Genomic DNA, 22617 nt, shown 5'->3' on the forward strand with positions numbered 1-22617 from the left:
GTGCAAAGATAACACAAAGCAAAGAAGCAACAAAAAATGACGTTAAGTAATTTTTTAAAATTGCCGGTAGGGTAAATCAAAAATAAATTGTTTAATAGATATACTGCAAAATTTACACCCCATTTAAAACAAAAAAATACTTTTAGCCCTGTTAACAGTTATTTTTTCAACCTTTTTTGTAATAATGAAGCGAATGTTCCAACAACAACCTAAGAGTTGTAGACAAAGCCTCTTTTCAGAGTACACCGATATGTTAGATGAGTAAAGTTAGTTAGTTTCCAAATACCACTTTTAACCTACTATGCGTAGAAGCTGCACTAATCCTGCAGCTTTTTTTTAATCTGTTTTAGGCAAATTCATTATTTTTATACCACATAGAAACATAGTTTTCGTTATGTGTATAGGTCGTTTCATTTATTTAAAGAAAATCATGGCTAAGTGAATCAAAACCTATTAAAACTATCATTTCTAAAAAGTAAATGCTAATACAATTAAACCTTAAAAAATGAGAACGTTTAGTTGGAAAGCTTAAGCACAAAAAAGCCATTCATTTACGAATGGCTTTTCAAGTAAACAAAATAACTAAATCAATTCTTCTCAAAAGTCAACAAATCAATACTTCCGTCTCCTCCACTTACGTGTTTGAGTTCTACTCTAGTGGCGGTAGCTGATAAAATTCGCCAATCTTCGCTTATTTCTTCAAATGGACCGTTGGTTGCATTAAAATTGATAATGAATTTCGGCGTACTGTCATCCGTACCGGTGGTCCAGGTTCCGCTCATGGTCGTACTACCGTTATCGGCTGTGAGTGAACCATTCGTTCCAAAAACAAAATCATAATTAGAAAATTGTGACGTTTGGTTCGAACCGTCTTCAGAAAATAAAGTCACTCGCCAAGCTCCGTTCACCAATGTGTTTTGTGTTTGTGTAATAATGACACTCGATGAATTGTTGTCATCGTCGTCATTACTATCATCGTCGTCATTACTACAAGTGGAAGCAACATTCAGCATAAATACACCGAATAACAAAGGAATTAAAAAAAACTTTTTCATATTAAATAGGTTTAGGTTAAGAAATTAAAAAAATAAGAATATATCAACAGCACATTAAAAACCCAAATCACCGCCTGCGTGAGAAAATAAACGATGTTATTTTTCCCAAAAAGAAAGTTTCTAAAAAGCGTCTTCATGTCAATTATTTTAAATTTTAGTAAAACTCAAGTATTCGTCATCGCCTTCCTCTTTCAATTGAATTAAGGTTGAGGAAAATTCTAACAATTCCCAATCATCATCTAAATCATCCAACGGATCATCTTCAAAATCAATTTCTAAAAGATCAACCCCATCTTCCTCATAAAAAAGCCAAGTTCCGTTAAAGGTTGAGCTGTTTCTGGTTATAGTGATGGTATTGGCAGTATTGAACGTAAACACATAACCGTTATATACACTAGTATCGTCCTCATCGCCATTATGGTAATACGAAATTCGCCAATTACCCGAAGTTAAAACATCAATAAAATCATCCGTTGTACCGGAATTAGCACCGCATTGTCCGATAGCACTTTCTATAACATCTGTCAACTCTGCATTCGATGATATCACAACCGTTTGGTTGTTTGGATTAATCACCGAAATTGGGTAATTAATCGAAAAGAAAACACCACTGTTTAAACTAAGTAAATAATTAATCAGTTGTGAATCACTGGCTATCGTTACAATATCAGCAAGTTGATTCGAACTATCGTATTCATTAATTGTGATCGGATAAATAATCGTCACACAACTGATATCGCTAAGGTCTTCATTTTGAGTAATAATAGTATTCAGTTGCGTTACATTATTCAATGTAATCTCCTCAAAATTTCGTAGTGAAACCGTAATGGGAAACACATACGTTACCACATCATCATCCGAGGTCGACGCATTTTTTAAATCGGCAACCGTTGCATAATCTGCTTCGGTTGAAACCGTTACATCAACGTTATTCAAGTTGATGGAAACCGGTAATTTCACCCGAAACACGCTCGTTCCGTCCATGATATTATCCACAGATGTATTATTCTGTGACGCTCTCGCTAAAAATTTAGAAGTGGGCGATGCTCCATTTAAATTTTGTGTTGTATCTTGAACAACTGTATTTTCTTCTTCCTGACAAGAATTGAAAAACAGTACACTCAAAATCGAAACGCTATACAGTAAAATTGTTTTCATAGTGGATGCCTTTGGTTAGTAAACAAATTAAAATTAAACTACCCTACCTTGGTTTTCTTTTTTTTTTATAAATTCACAAAAGTTTTATAAAAGTAAATGAAAAGTAAATCACTTTCAGGAATTTGTGAAGAACTCATCTTTTCGAATTTTTTCAAAAATCACGTCAAAGCCCTACGCAATTTCATGTATTATAAATTCGGAAATGCCGAACAAGCCGAAGATGTAACGCAAGAAGCGTTTATCAAATTATGGGAAAACTGCGAAAAAGTTCCGTTGGATAAAGCCAAATCTTATTTATATACGATTGCCAATAACACTACTTTAAATCAAATTGCTCATCAAAAAGTAGTGTTGGAATACGCCAAAAGTTCACCGGGAAAAGACAAAACTTTCGAAAGCCCTGACTATCTCATTGAAGAAGAAGAATTCAAACAAAAACTGCAAAAGGCAATCGATAAATTAACCGAAGGACAACGCACTTGCTTTTTAATGCACCGTATTGACGGAAAAAAATACAGCGAAATTGCCGATGTGTTAGGCATCAGCGTGAAAGCCGTAGAAAAACGAATGCATTTGGCATTATTAGAATTGCGAAAAGAAATTGAGTTTTTTAAGTAGGGTTTTTGAAATCCAAACTGTTTTAGATAAAAATCCGATTATGGAAGAAAATTACACCTTAGCAAAATGGATGAACAATGAATTGAAAGGCGAAGAGCTAAAAGCTTTTGAAGCCTCTGCTGATTTTGCCGTTTACCAAAAAATAAAACACTATTCTGCCGAATTAAAAACACCTGATTTTAATGAGGATAAAATGTTGCAAACCATTTTACAACACAAAAAAGCCAAGAAAATTTCGTTTCAAAAAGTGCTGCTTCGCATCGCTGCGGTGTTTATTTTAGGATTCGGAATCACGGTGGCGGTGAAAAATTTTGCTAATTTCACTGAGTTTTCGGCGAAAGGTGTTACCACTGAATTTTTATTACCTGACAACTCCAGTGTGTTGCTGAATTCCGGTTCGTCTGTGGAATACAAAAAATGGAATTGGAACAACGAACGAAAACTAAAACTGGATGGCGAAGCTTATTTTAAAGTAGCCAAAGGGAAAAAATTTGAAGTCGCTACCGAGTTGGGAACTGTTTCCGTTTTAGGGACACAATTCAATGTAAAAAGTCGTGCAACTCGCCTAGACGTGACTTGCTATGAAGGAAAAGTGCAAGTGAATTACCAAAACCAGGAAATCATTTTAACCCAAGGCATGACAGTATCGTTTGCCAACGGAACCAAAATCATTGCGGGTGAAACCGACCGTCTTGAACCGGAATGGCTAAAAAAACAAGTGAATTTCTCGCAAGAAAATTTACAAGCCATTTTGGATGAAATCAGCCGACAATACAACATTGAAATTAAATACAAAGGAAAACCTACTAACCAAGCTTTCTCCGGAACCATCCCAATGAATGAGCTTGATGTTGCCTTGGAAATAATTGCCACCACCTACCATCTACAAATAAGTAAAACTAATGATACCGAATTTATTTTACAGTAGGTAAATGAATGTAAACAAATGGGGGCTTACCCTGCTCTTCTCACTCGTTTGGGTTTTGAACCTGTTTGGTCAAGACCCGAGCGAGGCATTGCCGTTAAAGGAAATTTTGACCGACATAGCCAAACAGCACAACGTTACATTTAATTATATTGAAGAAGAACTACTTGTATTCAAAATTCTGGCTCCTGATTCAAAAAATACGTTAGAGCAAAAAATCGATTACATTCAAACCCAAACAAAACTTCGGTTTAAATTTGTGAATGATGAACTAATCACCATTTCCAACAATCAAAAACTCGACAAACCGCTGTGTGGTTATTTGGTAGATAGTGAATCCAACTTACCTATTTCTAATGCAACCATTCGCATTTCGGGCACCAATGTTTTTGTGCTTTCCGATGAAAAAGGTTTCTTTCAACTTCCGGTGGTTTCCTCCAATCCCATCGAAATTAACCATGTGAGTTATGCATCCAAAACCCTATTTGTCGACGAAATTTATGTAGATAATTGTCCCACTTTTCCATTAAACTTGATTGTTCAGGAACTGGAAGAAGTAGTGGCTCAACTCTACCTCACGGCCGGTATCCGCAAAAAAACCGAAGGTACATTTGAAATCAAACCCAAAAAATTTGGTATTCTTCCGGGTTTGGTGGAACCCGATGTATTGCAAACCATGCAGCAAATTCCGGGCATCATCAGTACCGATGAAACTATTGCCAACGTGAATGTTCGCGGAGGTACGCACGACCAAAATTTATTTTTATGGAACGGCATTCGGTTGTTTCAAACCGGCCATTTTTACGGATTAATTTCGGCTTTAAATCCCAATTTGGCTCACACGATTCAACTGTCCAAAAACGGCAGTTCGGCTTTTTATGGCGAAAGTGTTTCGAGTGTCATTGATATTTCGTCCCGAAGCAATTCGGTGGAAAATACCAACAGCACCATTGGCGTCAATATGATTAATGCCGAACTCTATACCAAAGTAAAAACCGGCGAAAAATCGACCATAGAAGTCGCTGCACGGCGTTCGTTTACGGATATGCTTGCTTCGCCAACCTACAAAAATTACTTCAATCGGATTTTTCAAAATACGGAAGTGATTGATGTGACGAACAACCAAGACATCAATTACAACCACGAAGAAGACTTCTATTTTTATGATGTCACGCTGCAATACCATCAAAAAATAGGTCAAAAAAGCGAACTGTTTTTTGATGCGTTGGCCATTTCCAATGAATTAACGTTTAACGAAAGTACATTGGTCAACAACCAAATCCTTTCCAAAAATAGCCAATTGGATCAGCAAACCTTGGGTGGCAATTTAACGTGGAAAACCAATTGGAACGCCAAAAATAGTTCCGAACTCAGTGTGTACAGTTCCTATTATCTATTGGATGCCAACAACCAATCGGTGGAAAACAACCAAATTTTGTTGCAGGAAAACACGGTGTTAGACAATGGCATTCGGTTTAAAAACGCCCATCAACTGTCAGAAACCGTTACGCTTGCCAATGGTTACCAATACAACGAAATCGGCATCCGCAGTTTTGACGATATTAATATTCCGCAATTCACCCGAACGGTTAAAGAAGTCTTGCGAAGCCATGCGTTGATTGCAGAAATCGACTACCACTCCAAAAATAATCGCTTGTTCGCCCGACTTGGAGCAAGAGGGAATTACTTTGAAAAATGGTCGCTTTTTATCGTCGAGCCGCGTTTGCAAGTGAATTATGCGTTAACCGATCACCTCAACGTAGAATTGTCCGGTGAGCAAAAAAACCAAACCGCTTCGCAAATTATCGATTTGCAACAAGACTTTTTAGGCGTAGAAAAACGCCGTTGGGTGTTGGCCAACAATGAAACCATTCCCATTCAAAAAAGCAATCAGGCGTCGTTGGGGTTTGTGTTTCGCCAAAACAAGTGGCTCATTCATCCCGAAGTATTTTATAAAAAAGTAGAAGGCATCACCAGTTCCGCTCAGGGTTTTCAAAATCAGTTGGAATTTGTTAAAGTCATTGGGCAGTATGAGGTGTATGGTGTAGAAGTGCTCATTCAAAAACAAATCAACCAATTCACCGGTTGGTTCAACTACAGCTTTAATAACAACGATTATACGTTTGAAGGTTATATTCCGCCGCAATTTGCCAATAATTTTGAAGTGAACCACAGCATGGCATTCGGGGCAACCTACCAACACAAAAACCTTAAAATGGCGTTGGGCAGCAAATGGTTTACCGGACGACCCAATACGATTCCGTTGAGCAACGAACCCATTTACACCACACCCGATAACCCGGAAATTGTGTACAGCCAACCGAATCAGGAAAACTTAGACGACTATTTTCAGGTGAATTTTTCAACCGCCTATTCGGTGGCGTTGAGCAAAAAAACGAACCTTTTACTGGGTGCTTCGGTATTAAATCTATTCAACCAACGCAATACGATTAATCGTTTTTACCGACTCAACTCGGACACCAATGCCATTGAAGAAGTGAATACCTATTCGTTAGAACTTACTCCGAATGCGTTTGTAAAGTTGAATTTTTAAGAAGTGCTTGATTTGGATTTAGGTTACTTTGCCAAAATGGATTTATATATATTCTATATCCATAAATTTAAAAGGCTCGTATTCAGCCCAATACCCCTTAATCTTTTAAACCATAAAACTTTTAAACCCCTTTTCCTTTTGCACACTTTTGACGGCATTTGACAGGATTTGACGACATTTGACAGGGTTTGAATGGAAATGACGCTTTTCTTACGTTTTATAGGGGTTTTGTTCGGTACTTGTTCGGTACTTGTTCGAACGGGCTTCGGAAAAAGGGGGTGTTTTCCGAACAAATGTGCAATTAATGTGGAAGAAAACCCGGAAATATTGTGATTTTTAGATAATAATAGCTTCATTGCTTTCCGTATTGATAAAAATACATCAATAAAGATTAAATAACCACAGTTGTTATCTTAGAAAATTTTTATTAGTTTAGTGATTCCAAAAACAAAATTCTAGTCTTGGGCTAGAAAGACTCCCCATTTAATTGGACTTGTGCATCAGCTGAAGAATGCTTCAAAAGAAAAAAGCGACCCTTTAGAGGCCGCTTTGAATGTTTTCACAACGGAATAATCCTTATTGTGAATTGCTTTCAAAATTGTAGTACAAACATAGAAATAATTATTTAGATATGAAAAAAATATTAGGTTTAGATTTAGGTACTAATAGTATTGGTTGGGCACTCATTGAGCAAAATTTTGAAAATAAGGAAGGGAAAATTCTTGGAATGGGCAGTCGGATTATTCCGATGGGAACTGACAAGCAAGACTATGAGAAAGGAGTTGGAATAACTAAAAACGCTGACCGAAGAACAAAGCGGACTATTCGTAAAATGAATAAACGCTATAAACTTCGTAGAAATAAGTTACTTTTTATTCTGCACGAATTGGGAATGCTACCAGAACAATTTCAGTTTAAAAATGGTATTCCTAATTCAAATAAAATTCAAGAATTGGAATTGTTGCCTATAAAAAGAGGAACGATGCAGTTAGATTCTTTATCCCATTATCAATTAAAAGCTGATGCTATCGAAAATGTAATTAGGTTAAAAGATTTTGGGAAAATTCTTTATAGTTTCAATCAATTAAGAGGATATGCTGGCGGAAGTAATAACGATGATTTAAAGTCAAATGATAAGGGAGAAAGTGAAAATGATGAAATTACTCTAAAAAAAGACGAAACTATTACAAAAAAAGTAATAATTCTGAATGTTGAAAAATCTGATACAACTTATAGAGCACGTAGTGGAGCAAATAAAGGACAAGAATTATCCAAATACGATGTTTGGATAGCTTATGATGATATTGAATTAAAAGGAGAAACGGAACTTCAAAACTTATCCGAAAAGATAGGCGAGGAAGAAGAATTAAAAATTAGAATAAGAAGGAACAAAAATGAAGAAATAACTTCTGTAACAATTGCGTTGCCTCAAAAATCGAATTGGAGGAAGCAAATGGAAGAATTTGAAAAAGGATTGAAAGTTTCAGGAAATTATGTTAGTCAAGAAATTTTAAAAATACTTAAAAACAATAAATGGGAAAAAATAAGAAATCGTGTTGTTCTTCGTCATCGTTATCAAGAAGAGTTTGATGAAATTTGGGATACCCAAAGTAAAGAATATTCATTTTTAAATAATTGCCCGAAAGATAAATTGGAAAAAATTGCATACTATATTTTTCCAGGGCAAAGTGAATCTCAACAAAAGTTAAGAAAAGAAGCAATTGAAGGAGGATTGAGATATATTATCAGAGACCAAATAATTTATTACCAGCGTCCTTTAAAATCTCAAGAGGATTTAATAAGTAAATGCCAATTTGAGACAGAAGAACCAGTTGTGACAAATTCACATCCTCTTTTTCAAGAATTCAGATGTTGGGATCAAATCAACCGATTGTTTGTTACTTCCAAAAAAGAAGTCTGGAACGAAAAAAGGAAGAAAAATACGTTTCAATATACAGATAGGTTTTTAACTCACGAACAAAAGCAAGATATATATAACAGACTTCAAACGCAAAAGCAGTCGGGGTTTAATGAAGTAAAAAAAATAATAAAATTAGAAGATGATAAAGGAGATTATCTTAATGGGCTGAATGTAAAAGCAAAACTTAAAGGTTGTGATACACTTATTGACATAAAAAAACGCTTAGGAGAACATTTTGAAACGCTTTATTCCAAAGATGAAAAAACAGTAATTAAACTATGGAAAGCTATTTTTGATAATGCAAATAACGGAAGTGAATATGACCCTAAAAGTTTAAAAGTGTCTTCTATTATTGAAGTTTTAGAACCATTAAAAAATATAGAACTTCAAACGGAACTCGCTCTTAAATTAGCTCAAAACATAAAGTACCCGAGAAAATATGGAAGTCTTTCAGAAAAGGCAATTAAGAATATTTTACCGCTAATGCAACTGAATCCTGTTGATGTTCCAGAAGTTATAAAGCAAAAATTTCACCTAATTCAAACCGGTGAAATTTTAGATTACCACCTAACTGAAAAGTTAGAAGATTATGTCATCAGTTTTATTGAACAGAATCCAAAAGCTATAGAAACCGGAGGTTTAATGTATGCTTTAGCAAGTTCTTTGGCATACAAAAAGCATACAAAAGATGTTGCAAAACCAACTATCAAAAATTACCACAATATAAAATATGAAAAAAGGAATCTACGAAACCCGATAGTTGAACAATTGTCTAATGAAACGATGCAAATAATAAAAGCACTTTGGAAACAATATGAATTTAATCCAGAAGAAGTTGAAGTAAGAATAGAATTAGCAAGAGATTTAAAAAACAGTGCGGCAGAAAGAGACAAAATTTATAAAGGACAAATTAAAAGCCAAAAAATCAATGAAGCTATTAAAAAAAGGCTTATTGAGCTTAAACAAGAACCATCGCAAAGGAATTTAGGATTGTACAAGCTTTGGAGTACTCAAAATGTAGAAGATTACCCTGCACCAAAGAAAGTAAGTGAACCTACGAAAACCGAAATTGAAAAATTAAGAATATGGGAAGAACAAAAATGTATTTCACCTTATACATTAAAACCAATTCCATTATCCAAACTGTTTTCTCCAGAACGATTATATGATATAGACCATATTATTCCCAAATCAAGATATTTTGATGATTCTTTATCCAATAAAGTGGTTTGTGAAACGAATATTAATGAAGAAAAAGGGAATAGAACAGCTTGGGAATACATTTCACAGCAAAACTCTAAAATAGGAATTTGTTCTGAAGCGGCTTATGTAAGCCATATAAATTCAATTTTCTATGGAAGAAAGAAAAAGAATCTTTTACTTGAAAAAATCCCGACCGACTTTGTAGAAAGGCAAAAAAAGGACACACAATATATATCGGTGGCTGTAAAAAATGAGTTGGCTAAAGTTTTTGATTTCAACAACATCAAAACAAGTACAGGAGAAGTAACCAGTTTTTTAAGAAGTCGTTGGGGTTTGAGAGATTTGTTTATGAAACTTACCCAAGAAAGATTTAAGCAAATGGAATTGTGGGACATTAATCCCGAAACAGGATTGCCTAATGAAGAATGGGTTACAAGAGAGTTTGATGAAAGAAAAAACAAGAATGTTTTAAGAGTCAAAAGCTGGAGCAAACGCTATGACCATAGACATCACGCCATTGACGCATTAGTAGTTGCTTTGACACAACAAAGTCATATCCAAAGACTAAACAATTTGAACAAGTATCTTCAAGATGAACTAACAAATAGACAAGATGAATTTAAGTTGGAAGTAAAAGAAGGAGTAACTGTTTTGGAAGCATACTTTAACTTGGAAGAAGAAAGAAGAAGAGAAATACAGGAAAAAATAGAAAGTTCAAGATATTTTGAAATACCGTTTAAAGATTTGGTTGCACAAGCAAAAACTCATTTAGAAACAATGACTGTATCTATTAAGCCTAAAGATAAGTTAGGCGTTTCTGTTGATAAACCAGACAAGAATACACCTCATAAAAAATTAAAACCTCAATTAAAAATAAGAGGAGCTTTACATCAAGAGACTTATTATGGTAGCATAAAAGGTCGGGATACAAAGCGAGTTGAATTATCAACATTATCAATTATAAAAAATAAGACAACTAAAAAAGATGAAATAGTAGAATTAATAGATAAAGTATTAGAGTCAGAGATAATTGTTCATAAGAATTTATTAGATGAAAAAGCAAAACCATTATACCAATCAATGAAAGAAGCATTTACTGGTGAGGGATTAAAAACCTTTAATGATAAGAGAGTTGCTTATAATAAGCAACCTGTTTACAAAATTAAAGTCTGGTATAATAAAGAGGAAAAGAAGGAAAGCTCGCTACAAAGATTATATGATAGAAACGAGAAACAAGGTGTTATTACAGGCGATAATTATCTTTTTTTGGTAATGGAAAAAGAAGGCAAAAAAGGAAAAGAACGGGTTTTTGATATTGCTTCCTTGTATGATTCGGCAATAATTGCCAAACAGACAATAAAAGAAAATGACAAAAATTTTAAACAAAGAATTTGCGAAGATTATAGATTGAAACATAAAGAAAAACCAGAAAAAGTTTTGTTTACGCTACAGCAAGGAGACTTGGTTTATCTACCCGAAAATAAAGAAGATTTGGTTTTGAATTTTAATAATGAGGAATTAAAAGAATGGTTGATAAATATAGAAAATAAAAAGAGGTTTAACCAACAAGTTTACAAGGTTGTTATGTTTACTGGTAAGGATTGTAAATTCATTCCAAATAATTATGCTAATGCAATTTCTATTAAAAAAGACTTATCAAAACAACAAATAGAAGATGTTAATCGGAGAAATAAAGGAAAGAAAAGTATCCCAAAAAATGAGTTAAATTATGTCGAATTTGGCTCATACCGTGATTGTTCTCCATATCCTGTAGGGGAAACATTTATTAAAAATCTAACAGCCAAAAACAAAAGTGAAAAAGAAGATTTAGAAAAAATTCAAGATACTTGTATTAAGTTAGAAGTTGATTGGTTAGGCAACATTTCAAAAGTTTGATTATAACAATGCACATTAATAATATAACTTCAAAGATATCATAACAATATGACACGAGGCACCTTTCTTCGAAATCTCATTGGACTTTATGGTATTGCTTCTCTTCCCATAGCGATGGTGAAGCAATATCAAAAGGTTTATTTATTACAATGTTTTGTGAGGGGTTTTCAATATTATAATGGTCCAAAAATAATTGAAGAAATTAATAAAAGTGGTCTATTAGAAATGGTACGAGAACCAAAAAACAAATATGACAAAAATGCGATTGCGTTACACTTTAATCATCAAAAGATTGGGTTTATCCCTAGGGAAAGTAATGAAATGATAGCCACACTAATCGATACAGGATTACTGAACTTACAAGCTGAAATTACGCACATTGAAAAAAGAGCTATGGATTGGGAAAAAATTCATGTTGCCATTTATGTGATGAAAGAGTTAGAAGAAGGAACAAGTGAAGAATTGCTGCCGTTTACGCTTTTGGAAACGCCTCAATATTGTACTTTAAAATCTAAACACAACACCTATACGCGGTTATATTTTGAGGAAGATGAAGAGGTTTTGTCGAGTGAAAATTTTTATAAGAATTTGGTAGCTAATAGTTCAACTGATGAAGTTTATACGCTCATACATGATTCTTTTCCAAATTCGCAAGACATGGACGAGGCCGTTGATGGCTCAAAAATGGTTGTGAGCAAGCATCGCCTTCCGAGTACAGTTTCGTTACTAGATATTGGGGCAAAACTAAATGATGAAATTATTTTGATAGAAAATGCCTTTGATGAAAAAGGATATATTGTTGCTAATGTAAATGCTATTGCCACTATGCCAGACAAGATTGCTCGTTTTGAAAAGATTTTTGATAAGCATGGGAATGATTTTTATGAAGTAATTTTTAAATCTTGACCTTACTAGTATGATCAAACGCACCCTCTTCTTTGGTAATCCCGCTTATTTGAGCACTAAAAATGAGCAATTGTTGGTTTCCTATCCTGACAAGGATCAGGAATCCAAAACCGTAGCTATTGAAGATATCGGTGTAATCGTTATAGAAAACCAACAAATTACGATAACCAATGGATTATTAGAAAAATTGATTTATAATAATGTTGCCATCATTAATTGCGACCAGCAGCACATGCCCATTGGATTGTTAATGCCATTGAGTGGACACAGTGAACAAACGGAACGGTTCAAACATCAAATCAATGCCTCACTCCCACTCAAAAAGAATTTATGGCAACAAACCATAAGTGCCAAGATTACAAATCAAGCCGGACTACTGAAAGAAAAAGGAATACCTGCCCGAAAGATGGAATTGTGGGCAAAAGAAGTCACTTCCGGCGATAGTTTAAATCATGAGTCGAGAGCAGCGGTTTATTATTGGTCGAAACTTTTTGGGGATGAAAACTTTAGTCGCAGTCAAAAAGGATTGGCTCCGAATAATTTATTGAATTATGGCTACGCCATTTTACGTGGCATCACTGCCCGAGCCTTGGTAAGTTCCGGAATGTTGCCCACATTAGGAATTTTTCATCGAAATAAATACAATGCCTATTGTTTAGCGGATGATATTATGGAACCTTATCGACCATATGTAGATTTGATTGTGAGCCATATTGTTGAAACGGAAGATAATTATGACGAATTAACCGTTGAGTTAAAAAAACAGTTATTGAGCATAGCTAGTATCGATGTGCAGTTAGATGGTAAAAGCAGCCCGTTGATGGTGGCCATGAGCCGAACAACCAACTCCCTTTATGAGTGTTTTGAGGGAAGTTCACGTAGAATTTTATACCCTGTTTATGTATGAGGAACATTATACCCGTTTAAATCAGTACAGAAGTTTGTGGATACTCGTATTTTTTGATTTGCCCACCGAAACGCGAAAAGAGCGAAAAATTGCCAGTGGTTTCCGAAAAAAACTGTTGGATGATGGCTTTAGTATGTTCCAATTTTCAATTTATATGCGGTTTTGTGCCAGTAGAGAAAATGCAGAAGTACATACGAAAAGAATCAAAAACAATCTTCCGGAACACGGAAAAATTGGCGTCATGCAAATAACGGATAAACAATTTGGCATGATGGAACTTTTTTATGGTAAAAAGCCCGTTGAACCCGAAAAACCTTCGCAACAATTAGAGTTATTCTAAAATTTTCAGAATGAAAAAAATAGGTTTTTTAATTGCACTTATCATCAAATACAATTCTTTTTTTAAATCCTACCTTTATACCTAATTCGCAACCTGTCAGCAATTTAAGTGTTGATAGGTTGCGAATAGTCTATAAAGATACAATTTTGAAAGCAATTCACAACTTTAATGGCAGCCAATGAATTGATTTTACAGTTGCGAATAGTCTATAAAGATACAATTTTGAAAGCAATTCACAAGTATAACACATTTATTCAATGATGATTGTAATTTTTATTTAGAGTAAAAAAATAATTTTCATGGTTAGCTTTTTGTAATGGAGTAGCGAAAATTTAGCTATTCTTTGTCTATTTTTATAACTTTGCTTTCAGTAAGCATATCAGGCAATCTTAACGGTGTAGAGTTGGATTCATTGAAATCATTTCCCGTCTGCGTGATATGCTTTTTATTTTTACTGTTCCACGCCCCACATTCTATTATAAAAAACCCCAACAACATTTTTGCAACATATAAACAAATTTGTTTACATTTGTACTATGCATTTTGAATTAGAAAAATATAAAGGCATTCATCCGGGAATTATTTTAGAGCGATTATTAGCCAAAAAAGCAATTGCTCAGCGTCCTTTTGCTCTTGCTTTGGGAGAGCATCCACAAACGATTAATGCCATTACAAAAGGACGAAGAAACCTTAATACTGCATTAGCTTTAAAAATTGAAGCTTCGTTGGGTTTAGAAGAAGGTTCATTGGCATTTCTTCAAACCTATTATGAAATTGCGGAAGAAAAAAAGAAGCTACTACGCACTCCGAACCTAGCTAATTTTCGTCAATCACTTTTTTGGGATACAGATATTTCTAAAATGAATTGGGACAAACACGCTAGAGCTATTATTGAACGTGTTTATGAAAGAGGGAATGAAACGGAGAAAAAAGAATTAGAAGCTTTTTATGGTTTACCTAAAATTAAAATCGCTCTACAAAATTCAAAAAGAAAACCTTATACAATCCATAAAAACAAACAAAAAACATAATGCTCTATTATAATACCGTAAATGATCTATTAAAAAATAGTCTCATTACTTTAATGACTATTCCTCTTTTTCAAAATTTTAGATTAGTAGGCGGAACTGCTTTAAGTTTACAAATTGGGCATAGAGAATCCATCGATATTGATTTATTTAGTGATGCAGCATATGGAACTATTAATTTTAAAGAAATTGAAACTTTTTTAAGAGCTACTTTTAATTATGTAGATTCTTCAACAGTTCCTCCTGCAATTGGAAAATCGTATTTTATTGGAGAAAACGAGACGAATTCAATAAAATTAGATCTTTTTTATACTGATTCATTTATTCAACCCTTTACAGAAGAAGATGGAATAAGAATGGCGACTATTGAGGAGATTATTGCCATGAAAGTAGATGTTATTCAAAGAGGCGGAAGAAAAAAGGATTTTTGGGATTTACATGAATTGCTTGAATCGTATTCTATAAGTCAAATGATTGAACTACACGAACAAAGATATCCTTATAGCCATGATAAAGAAATAATTATTCAAAACTTTACACATTTTAATCAAGCAGATGATGATTTTGATCCAATTTGCTATAAAGGAAAATATTGGGAATTTATAAAAGAAGATTTTGAAGAAAGCATCTTGAAACAGTATAGGTGATTTAATATTTAAAAAGTACCCAGTTCCGAAAAGTATTGGATAAAATGCTTTAATACAACATTACCTTGCGAATGTCTATGCCTTCGCAGCATAAAATAATCATGTTAACCAAAACACTGCTTCTCTTTTGAAATTAGACCTCCTTCAATCAACCACTCACCCCAATCACCTCCAAATACATCCCTTCCTTCGAAGCCACAGGACGATATTCTCCCGCTATTCTTTCATAATGCTCAATAGAAACTATTGCTAAACTACCAACTTCAATTGGCGAAGTCATCGGCACAACCAGAAACTTCGGCAAATGAGCAACCTCAGTAACCAACACCCGGTCACTCAAGGTCAACACACTCTCTCGTTCCTCACCTCCCCATTGCAAAATCCCTGCTTGAATAGAAAAAGCATTTACTCCTTTTGGAAGCAATAAAGGATGACCACTTTTGGTTTGTAAATGCAGGGCGGAAGTAGCCCAATCAAACGTTGTTTGAGCATACAAATGCTTCCAATGTTTCGAATAAGTAGGAATAGAAAAACCGGTCATCAACTGCCTTCCGGTATTAGTTGGCAAACCTTTGACAAAATCCCGCATACCACGTTCAGAATTGGTATCCGCATTTTTAATTTTCATAAACAAACTCACCAACCGGCTGTGCAAGTCACTAAACCGATTAGAAAACAACAGAGGGCCTATGGCTACTTTAAACCGCTTCACCCACCCGGAAACACGCCCAAACTCCGTTCCGTTTTGGCGTACCTTTTCCATACTGGCTTTCGTCTTAATCGCCTCACCGTTAAATCCCCCACCCGACTTACGAACAACCGGCTTTCCATTTAACGTATAAAAATTAAATCCGTCAAATGTACCTGTAATTTCAAAAATTCTTTTAACTTTGGACATACCTAGTGCTTTGAATATAAATACATTACTTCCTTATTCATCCTAGTGTAAAAATACACAAAGAAATTAACTTTCACCCAAAAAAATACATGATTTATACCGACTTTATAGCGAGGTTATAAGGAGGTTATAGCGTGTTTATAGCGTATCATCCTCTGGTATGCTTCTGATATACTTCTGATCAAAGGTTGATGATACCCGTATAGAAAGCAATAACAAGTAAAACCGGAACCCATGTAATCGCTTAGAAATTTAAAACTGAAAGTAAATAAACGGTTGCGGTCCGGCAGAAGCGGTGGCATACACAATCCAAAACACAAATGCCAATACAACGGCTTTGCCCACCAAAGGCAAAATTGAAAAACTTTTTTGAAGTAGTGCTACAATACGGTTGGGTAAAAAATGCCATACAAAACCAATAGCAATTAATAAAAATACATTGTAGTAACCTTGAGCAATAATAAGCCATTGGTTGGGTTCAAAAGTCATTTCGCCAATGTTGTACATGATTTCAAAAGCCGTATGAAAATCTTTTGCTCTAAAAAACAACCAACAAAACGCCACAAAATGAAACGTTAGGAAAATTTGAATCGTTCTTACGAAATAGTTTTTAGGTAACTTGATGAACATACCAAAGAAACGTTCTACGGCTAAAGCCAATCCGTGTAAAACACCCCAAAACACAAACTTCCATGAAGCTCCGTGCCACAAACCGCCCAACAACATCGTCAGAAACAAATTGATATAAGTTCTGAATTTTCCTTTGCGGTTTCCGCCTAACGAAATGTATAAATAATCCCGCAACCAAGACGATAACGAAATATGCCAACGCCTCCAAAACTCTGTTACCGAAGCCGATTGATACGGTGTACGGAAATTGGGTGGCAACCAAAAGCCCATCAGCAATGCTAAACCAATCGCCATGTCGGAATATCCGGAGAAATCACAGTAAATCTGAATGGCATAGCCATACGAAGCCATTAAGTTTTCAAAGGCGGTATAACTGTTGGGAGCATCAAACACCCGATCGACAAAGTTGATAGAAATGTAATCGGAAATGACAGCTTTCTTTAACAAACCGCCAATAATCAAAAACAAAGCGGCATTAAATTCCTCTTTGGTTAACTTTAACTTTTTATAAATCTGAGGAATAAAGTCGCTTGCCCGAACAATTGGTCCCGCCACCAACTGTGGAAAAAAGGATACGAAAAACAAAAAGTCCATAAAACTCTTAGTCGGTTCGAGTTCTTTTCTGTACACATCTATCGTATAACTCAACGTTTGAAAAGTGTAAAATGAAATCCCAACCGGAAGAATAATATCTTGAAAAGCAAAATTACGGTCTAACAGTAGGTTGGTGTTATCTATAAAAAAATTGGTGTACTTAAAATAGCCCAATAATCCCAAATTCACCACCAAACTAACGATTAAATAGAATTTACGATAGAACGTATTCTTTTCCTCATGAATTAATTTCGCAATAACGTAATCCAACACCGAGGAAAAAATAATCAGTAAAAAGAAAATACCACTGGATTTGTAATAAAAGAATAGTGAAAAGGCCACTACATAGGCTATCCGCAACCGATGTGTCTTTTGGGTAAGAATATAGAAAAAATAAAACACCAAAAACAATCCCAAAAACAACGCACTGTTAAACAACAAGGGCTTTTGCAGGTCAAACACAAACCAACTTTGCACTTGTTCCCAAGTAATCGTTCCAATGTTCCGGTCAATCCAATGATTAAAATTAAAAAGTGGTATCACTTGCCTGTTTCGGTGTTATACTGTTGAAAAGCTTCTACAAAAGCTTCGGTTAAGAGTTGTCCTTGTTTTTCATAACCGGCTTTAGTGTAATGTACTCTGTCTCCTCCAATCAACCCTTCTTTTGCATTTTGATTAATGCCAAAAAGTCCGCCAAAATTGGTAAACATATCCCAAACGGCATAATTTCTCGTTTCGGCTTCTGCCATAATTTGTTTGGTATAATCGGCTACAAATGTATTAGGAAATCTTCGTTTAAATTGTGATGGCGGCGGTGTTGTAATTAAAAATGTGGTAGTAGGATTTTTTTCTAAAATGGCTTCCCTCATTAAATTCAATTGCAAAAAATAATCGGCTGTCACTAGTTTATCAAAACTTTCGTTGGTTCCTAAAGAGATAATTACCAAATCGGGGTTTAATGTTTTTAATTGCTCAAAAAACAATGGAAACTTAATATAATCAGCACATTTGGCACCGTTTACGCCAATTGTATGGTAGACAACTCCGGGAGCATCGTTTTCTAACACTAATCCGTTTAAGGCAAAATCGGTTTGCTCCACTGCCGGAATGAAGTAAATTTTATGTAATAATGAATCGGAAACAAACGAATGAAAGCCTTCTTCACGCATTGTTTCCAACGGAATAAATTCAGAACGCTCCACCACTCTTTTTTCCTTTTCATTCGTCGGAATTTTAAGTGTTTTACCCGCTCTGATGTTATTGTTTTTTAATCCGTTGGCGGATTTAATCGCTTTTATCGAAACATTATATTTATCGGCAATCACCGACAAACTCTCGCCACTTCTAATTTTATGCACAATATTTTTAGGTATATCCGATTCTAATTTAATAATTTTAGAAGCCAAGGCCACATCAAACATCTTTTGATTGTTGGGTGTCAAAATCTTGATTTTAGAGAAACCCCTTGCATGGTTTTTTACGTTCATCTCAATCGCAAAATCATTCTTTTTGGTGAACAAAGCAAAACCACTTAACCCAACCGGACTTAACGAATCGGCATAAATGTTACGCTGACTCTCCCACGCTTCATTGGAAGAGAACCGTATATCACCCGGTCCGTTTGTTTTTGCTAAACTATACGGAAAAACGAATCCTCGACCACCATCGCCAAAAATCTCTTGTAGGTTTTGACGAAACTTGCCGGAAAAAAAATCGGCTTGAATGTGTGAATCACCAATGTGTACAATATTGATTTTTCCTTTCTTTTCTGTTTGGATTTGTTTTATTTTATCAAAAACAGGAAGTAAAATATTCTTGTTTGCAATCTCATTAACAGCCTTAACCACTTGCGTTGTATCGACCGCTACATACAAAGAATCCGTTTGAGCAAACAACCCATAATTGAAGAATAAAATAAAAACAAAACCAATCGATTTATTGAACATTAGAAGGTGTTTTAGATGGAACAGAATCTATATTAACTTTTGGTGGAGCTGTTTTTCTGCTTTGACGCATTGCTTTGTATTGGGTATAACCCGTTTGAATTTGTTGATACAATAAACCGGCCACTTTTTGCGAACCTTTATAGTTAAAATGTGTATAATCTTTTGCCGCCATAGCCGGAACTTCTTCAACCCATTTAGCCATAGAACCCTCGCCACCCATAGCTTCAAACAAATTAAAATAACTCGACTTTGATTGCACGGCATATTTACGTTGAGCCAAAGCTAACGGAACTACTGCCGAATCGGTTTTCATCTCTAAGTCATACTTGGTGGCTTTGTCTGCAGTAGAAATTACCAAAACTGTCACCCCCGGAAAACATTGTTTCAAGTGATTGACAACACGGGTCATACTTCGCTCATACCAATCATAATTGTACGAACCGTAATTTAAGACATTGGTTCCGTAATGCAAAATGATTAAATCATAATCCAAGCGTTTTTGAAATTCGTTCATCAACGGCACATTAAAGATTGAAATCGGTAAACCTGAATTACCTCGATTGGAAAAATTATCTACGTGAACCCCTTTTCCGTCATCAAAATTAAACCCGTAAATAGGGATTGAATCTGCTTTTTGAAACAAAACTTTGAAACTTTTTAAATCTGTCCCAGCTATGGCTGCCGTGTTAAGTAACTTATCCGGACTTAATCTTTTAATTATAGTGTCGCTACCTGTTTTGACATGTATTTCACCTTCTTGATTATCCGAAAAGCCATAAAACAAAGTAGGATTATTTAACAAAGCTGTATGTTTACCATACCCAGCTTTATATTGAACCCAGGTAGTAGCAAGCGTATCATTGGCAAAAAATACGTGACCGTTTACACCAAACGGTTTGAGTGGCCGCTTAACATTGAGATACGATTGTGTTTTCCAATTGCCGGAAAATTGATGAGATACTGAACTCCTTGAAGCAGCCGACTCTGAAGTTATCGATACGAAACCCACCCCTTTACCACCGTATTGTGATTGGAACGAATTTCTAAAGTCTTGCACAATCATATCGCCATCGGTCATTGAATCACCAAAATAAGCAATCCTAATGTCGCCTTTTTGCTCGGTTTCCAGTAAATATAATTTCTCAAAAAACGGAATTAAAAACTGAAAACCTTTGTATTGCTCGTAGGTTTCGGGTGGAAAAGTAATACCATCAATTTGTTCAAAAACTATTTTTTTTCGTTGTAAAGTATCTACTACTTTTTCAATATCCTTTTCTATTTTTTCATCTTGAGCAACGGCTTCCAATAATATACTATCAACTACAACATTTTTGGCCGATGATTTTGATTCTGAAAAAATACGTTTTGGCAGTACTTCTTTAAAAAAAAGAAAGCAAACAGCAGCGATAAAAATCACTACTACTGCTTGAAAAAAATAAGATATTTTATTGCCCACAATTCCCTAAAAGTAAAGTGCAAATGTATTAAATTCAATTCTAAAACAACAAAAAAGACAGCCTATCTTTGGCTGTCTATTTTTCATCCTTTTTCAGGATTTATTACATTCGCTCCGGTACTTCAATGCCCAACAATGAAAAAGCAGATTGTATTGTTTCACCTACTTTTTTTGACAATTGAACTCTGAATTTTTTTAGGTTTTCATCTGCTTCAGGTAAAATAGGAACTGATTGATAAAACGAATTATATTCTTTTACTAATTCGTAGGTATAATTAGCCACCAAAGCAGGGCTATACGATTGAGCAGCTAATTGAATAAGTTCAGGATAAGTTTCAAGTAATTTTAGCAGTTCTTTTTCTTTTGCGTGCAACGCAAAAGTGGCTACATCAGTTGAATAATCAAAATCTGCTTTGCGTAAAATCGATTGAATTCGGGCATAGGTATATTGAATAAACGGTCCCGTATTTCCATTAAAATCGACCGATTCTTCCGGATTAAAAAGCATGGATTTCTTGGGATCTACTTTTAACATAAAATATTTCAAAGCACCCAAGCCGATGATTTTATATAATCGTTGCTTTTCCTCTTCCGAATAGCCTTCTAATTTTCCAAGCTCTTGTGAAATTTTAGCTGCGGTTTGAGTCATTTCTGTCATCAAATCATCTGCATCAACCACAGTACCTTCACGGGACTTCATTTTCCCGGAGGGTAACTCCACCATACCGTAGGATAAGTGATAAAGATGTTCTGCCCATTCAAAGCCTAGCTTCTTTAAGATAAGAAACAATACTTTGAAGTGGTAATCTTGCTCGTTTCCAACCGTATAAACCATTCCGCCCACATCCGGAAAATCTTTGACACGTTGAATAGCGGTTCCGATGTCTTGCGTCATATACACGGCTGTTCCGTCTGAACGAAGGACAATTTTTCGGTCTAATCCATCTTCAGTTAAGTCTATCCAAACCGAACCATCCGGGTCTTTTTCGAAAATCCCTTTATCTAAACCAAATTGAACCACTTCTTTTCCCAACAAATAGGTATTGGATTCGTAGTAGTAACTGTCAAAATCAACTCCTAAGTTTTTGTAGGTAACATTGAAACCGTCATACACCCATTGGTTCATTTTTTTCCAAAGCTCAATGACTTCGGGTTTACCGGCTTCCCAATCGAGCAGCATTTGTTGGGCTTCTCTCATAATGGGTGCATTTTTCTTGGCTTCCTCTTCCGAATGACCTTTTCCGATTAACTCATTTATTTCGGCTTTATACTGTTTATCAAAAGCTACATAATAATTCCCCACCAACTTATCACCTTTTAAACCGGAAGTTTCGGGCGTTTCTCCGTTTCCGAACTTTTGCCAAGCTAACATCGATTTACAAATGTGAATGCCTCGATCGTTGATGATTTGGGTTTTATACACTTTTTTGCCGGACGCTTTGATGATTTCAGCTACTGAAAAGCCTAATAAATTATTTCGAATGTGTCCTAAATGTAACGGTTTGTTTGTGTTGGGTGAAGAATATTCGACCATTACCGCTTTTTCATCATTCTTTTGTGGAACAAATCCGAATGAAGCATCATGCTTTATCAATGAGAAGAAATTGAGAAAATAATCATCTGAAATAACGATGTTTAAAAAACCGGAAACAACATTAAATTTTTCTACAATTGATACATTTTCAACCAAGTAGTCTCCTATTTTGTTCCCAATTTCTATCGGATTACCTTTAATCAATTTCACTAAAGGGAAGATAACAACAGTAATGTCGCCTTCAAAATCCCTACGAGTTGCCTGAAATTCTATTTTTTCGATAGTGATTTCGAACAAGTGTTGAACTGCCAGTTTAATAGGCTCGTTAAGAATTTTAGCAACATTCATGATTTTCTCATTTTAAGGTTGCAAATATATTGAAAAGTAAAAAACTCTCAATA

The 22617-nt window shown here is 35.0% G+C and carries 16 protein-coding genes; 9 read left to right on the forward strand and 7 right to left on the reverse strand.

What is annotated here, in order from left to right; translation table 11 throughout:
* Window positions 1-587: 587 nt before the first annotated feature.
* Together R2782_RS06740 and R2782_RS06745 are read right to left on the reverse strand one after the other, a co-directional pair.
* A complete protein-coding gene (locus R2782_RS06740) occupies window positions 588-1055 on the reverse strand; it encodes a hypothetical protein (protein ID WP_371267325.1) in 468 nt (155 codons plus the stop codon).
* A 147-nt stretch (window positions 1056-1202) separates the two neighbouring features.
* Window positions 1203-2213, reverse strand: coding sequence for a hypothetical protein (locus R2782_RS06745; protein WP_371267326.1), 1011 nt, complete (start codon window positions 2211-2213; stop codon window positions 1203-1205).
* 96 nt (window positions 2214-2309) lie between these two features.
* On the opposite strand from R2782_RS06745, the gene R2782_RS06750 reads away from it, so the two are divergent.
* The 9 genes from R2782_RS06750 to R2782_RS06790 all read left to right on the forward strand — a co-directional run bounded on the left by R2782_RS06750 (window position 2310) and on the right by R2782_RS06790 (window position 15158).
* Window positions 2310-2831, forward strand: coding sequence for an RNA polymerase sigma factor (locus R2782_RS06750; RefSeq protein ID WP_371267327.1), 522 nt, complete (start codon window positions 2310-2312; stop codon window positions 2829-2831).
* 40 nt (window positions 2832-2871) lie between these two features.
* Window positions 2872-3759, forward strand: coding sequence for a FecR family protein (locus tag R2782_RS06755; RefSeq protein WP_371267328.1), 888 nt, complete (start codon window positions 2872-2874; stop codon window positions 3757-3759).
* 4 nt (window positions 3760-3763) lie between these two features.
* Window positions 3764-6310: a TonB-dependent receptor plug domain-containing protein gene (locus R2782_RS06760; RefSeq protein ID WP_371267329.1), complete on the forward strand. Its 2547-nt coding sequence runs from the start codon at window positions 3764-3766 to the stop codon at window positions 6308-6310.
* A gap of 631 nt (window positions 6311-6941) precedes the next feature.
* The gene (gene cas9, locus R2782_RS06765) at window positions 6942-11330 is read left to right on the forward strand and encodes a type II CRISPR RNA-guided endonuclease Cas9 (RefSeq protein ID WP_371267330.1); all 4389 of its coding nucleotides are present in this window, start codon (window positions 6942-6944) and stop codon (window positions 11328-11330) included.
* A gap of 48 nt (window positions 11331-11378) precedes the next feature.
* Complete coding sequence (locus R2782_RS06770) at window positions 11379-12236, forward strand: HIRAN domain-containing protein (RefSeq protein ID WP_371267331.1); 858 nt, start codon at window positions 11379-11381, stop codon at window positions 12234-12236.
* A 10-nt stretch (window positions 12237-12246) separates the two neighbouring features.
* Window positions 12247-13143, forward strand: coding sequence for a type II CRISPR-associated endonuclease Cas1 (gene cas1, locus R2782_RS06775; RefSeq protein ID WP_371267332.1), 897 nt, complete (start codon window positions 12247-12249; stop codon window positions 13141-13143).
* On the forward strand, window positions 13136-13483 hold the full coding sequence (gene cas2 / locus R2782_RS06780; RefSeq protein ID WP_371267333.1) for a CRISPR-associated endonuclease Cas2: 348 nt from the start codon (window positions 13136-13138) through the stop codon (window positions 13481-13483). Before cas1 ends, cas2 begins: the two co-directional genes overlap by 8 nt.
* 536 nt (window positions 13484-14019) lie before the next feature.
* On the forward strand, window positions 14020-14514 hold the full coding sequence (locus R2782_RS06785) for a transcriptional regulator (protein WP_371267334.1): 495 nt from the start codon (window positions 14020-14022) through the stop codon (window positions 14512-14514).
* The gene (locus R2782_RS06790; protein ID WP_371267335.1) at window positions 14514-15158 is read left to right on the forward strand and encodes a nucleotidyl transferase AbiEii/AbiGii toxin family protein; all 645 of its coding nucleotides are present in this window, start codon (window positions 14514-14516) and stop codon (window positions 15156-15158) included. Before R2782_RS06785 ends, R2782_RS06790 begins: the two co-directional genes overlap by 1 nt.
* 148 nt (window positions 15159-15306) lie before the next feature.
* Here the strand turns inward: R2782_RS06790 and R2782_RS06795 are convergent, their stop codons facing one another.
* The 5 genes from R2782_RS06795 to argS form a co-directional block, all read right to left on the reverse strand.
* Window positions 15307-16056 carry a hypothetical protein gene (locus R2782_RS06795; RefSeq protein WP_371267336.1) on the reverse strand — a complete coding sequence of 250 codons (750 nt, stop codon included), beginning with the start codon at window positions 16054-16056 and terminating at the stop codon, window positions 15307-15309.
* A gap of 252 nt (window positions 16057-16308) precedes the next feature.
* Window positions 16309-17823, reverse strand: coding sequence for an MBOAT family protein (locus tag R2782_RS06800; protein WP_371267337.1), 1515 nt, complete (start codon window positions 17821-17823; stop codon window positions 16309-16311).
* The gene (locus R2782_RS06805; protein ID WP_371267338.1) at window positions 17820-19226 is read right to left on the reverse strand and encodes a LysM peptidoglycan-binding domain-containing protein; all 1407 of its coding nucleotides are present in this window, start codon (window positions 19224-19226) and stop codon (window positions 17820-17822) included. The genes R2782_RS06800 and R2782_RS06805 overlap by 4 nt, the downstream gene beginning before the upstream one ends.
* On the reverse strand, window positions 19216-20682 hold the full coding sequence (locus R2782_RS06810) for a hypothetical protein (RefSeq protein WP_371267339.1): 1467 nt from the start codon (window positions 20680-20682) through the stop codon (window positions 19216-19218). The genes R2782_RS06805 and R2782_RS06810 overlap by 11 nt, the downstream gene beginning before the upstream one ends.
* Before the next feature lie 103 nt (window positions 20683-20785).
* Window positions 20786-22564: an arginine--tRNA ligase gene (gene argS, locus R2782_RS06815; protein WP_371267340.1), complete on the reverse strand. Its 1779-nt coding sequence runs from the start codon at window positions 22562-22564 to the stop codon at window positions 20786-20788.
* Window positions 22565-22617: the final 53 nt, after the last annotated feature.

Origin of the sequence: Flavobacterium sp. (assembly GCF_041392085.1) — a bacterium.
GTDB lineage: Bacteria > Bacteroidota > Bacteroidia > Flavobacteriales > Flavobacteriaceae > Flavobacterium.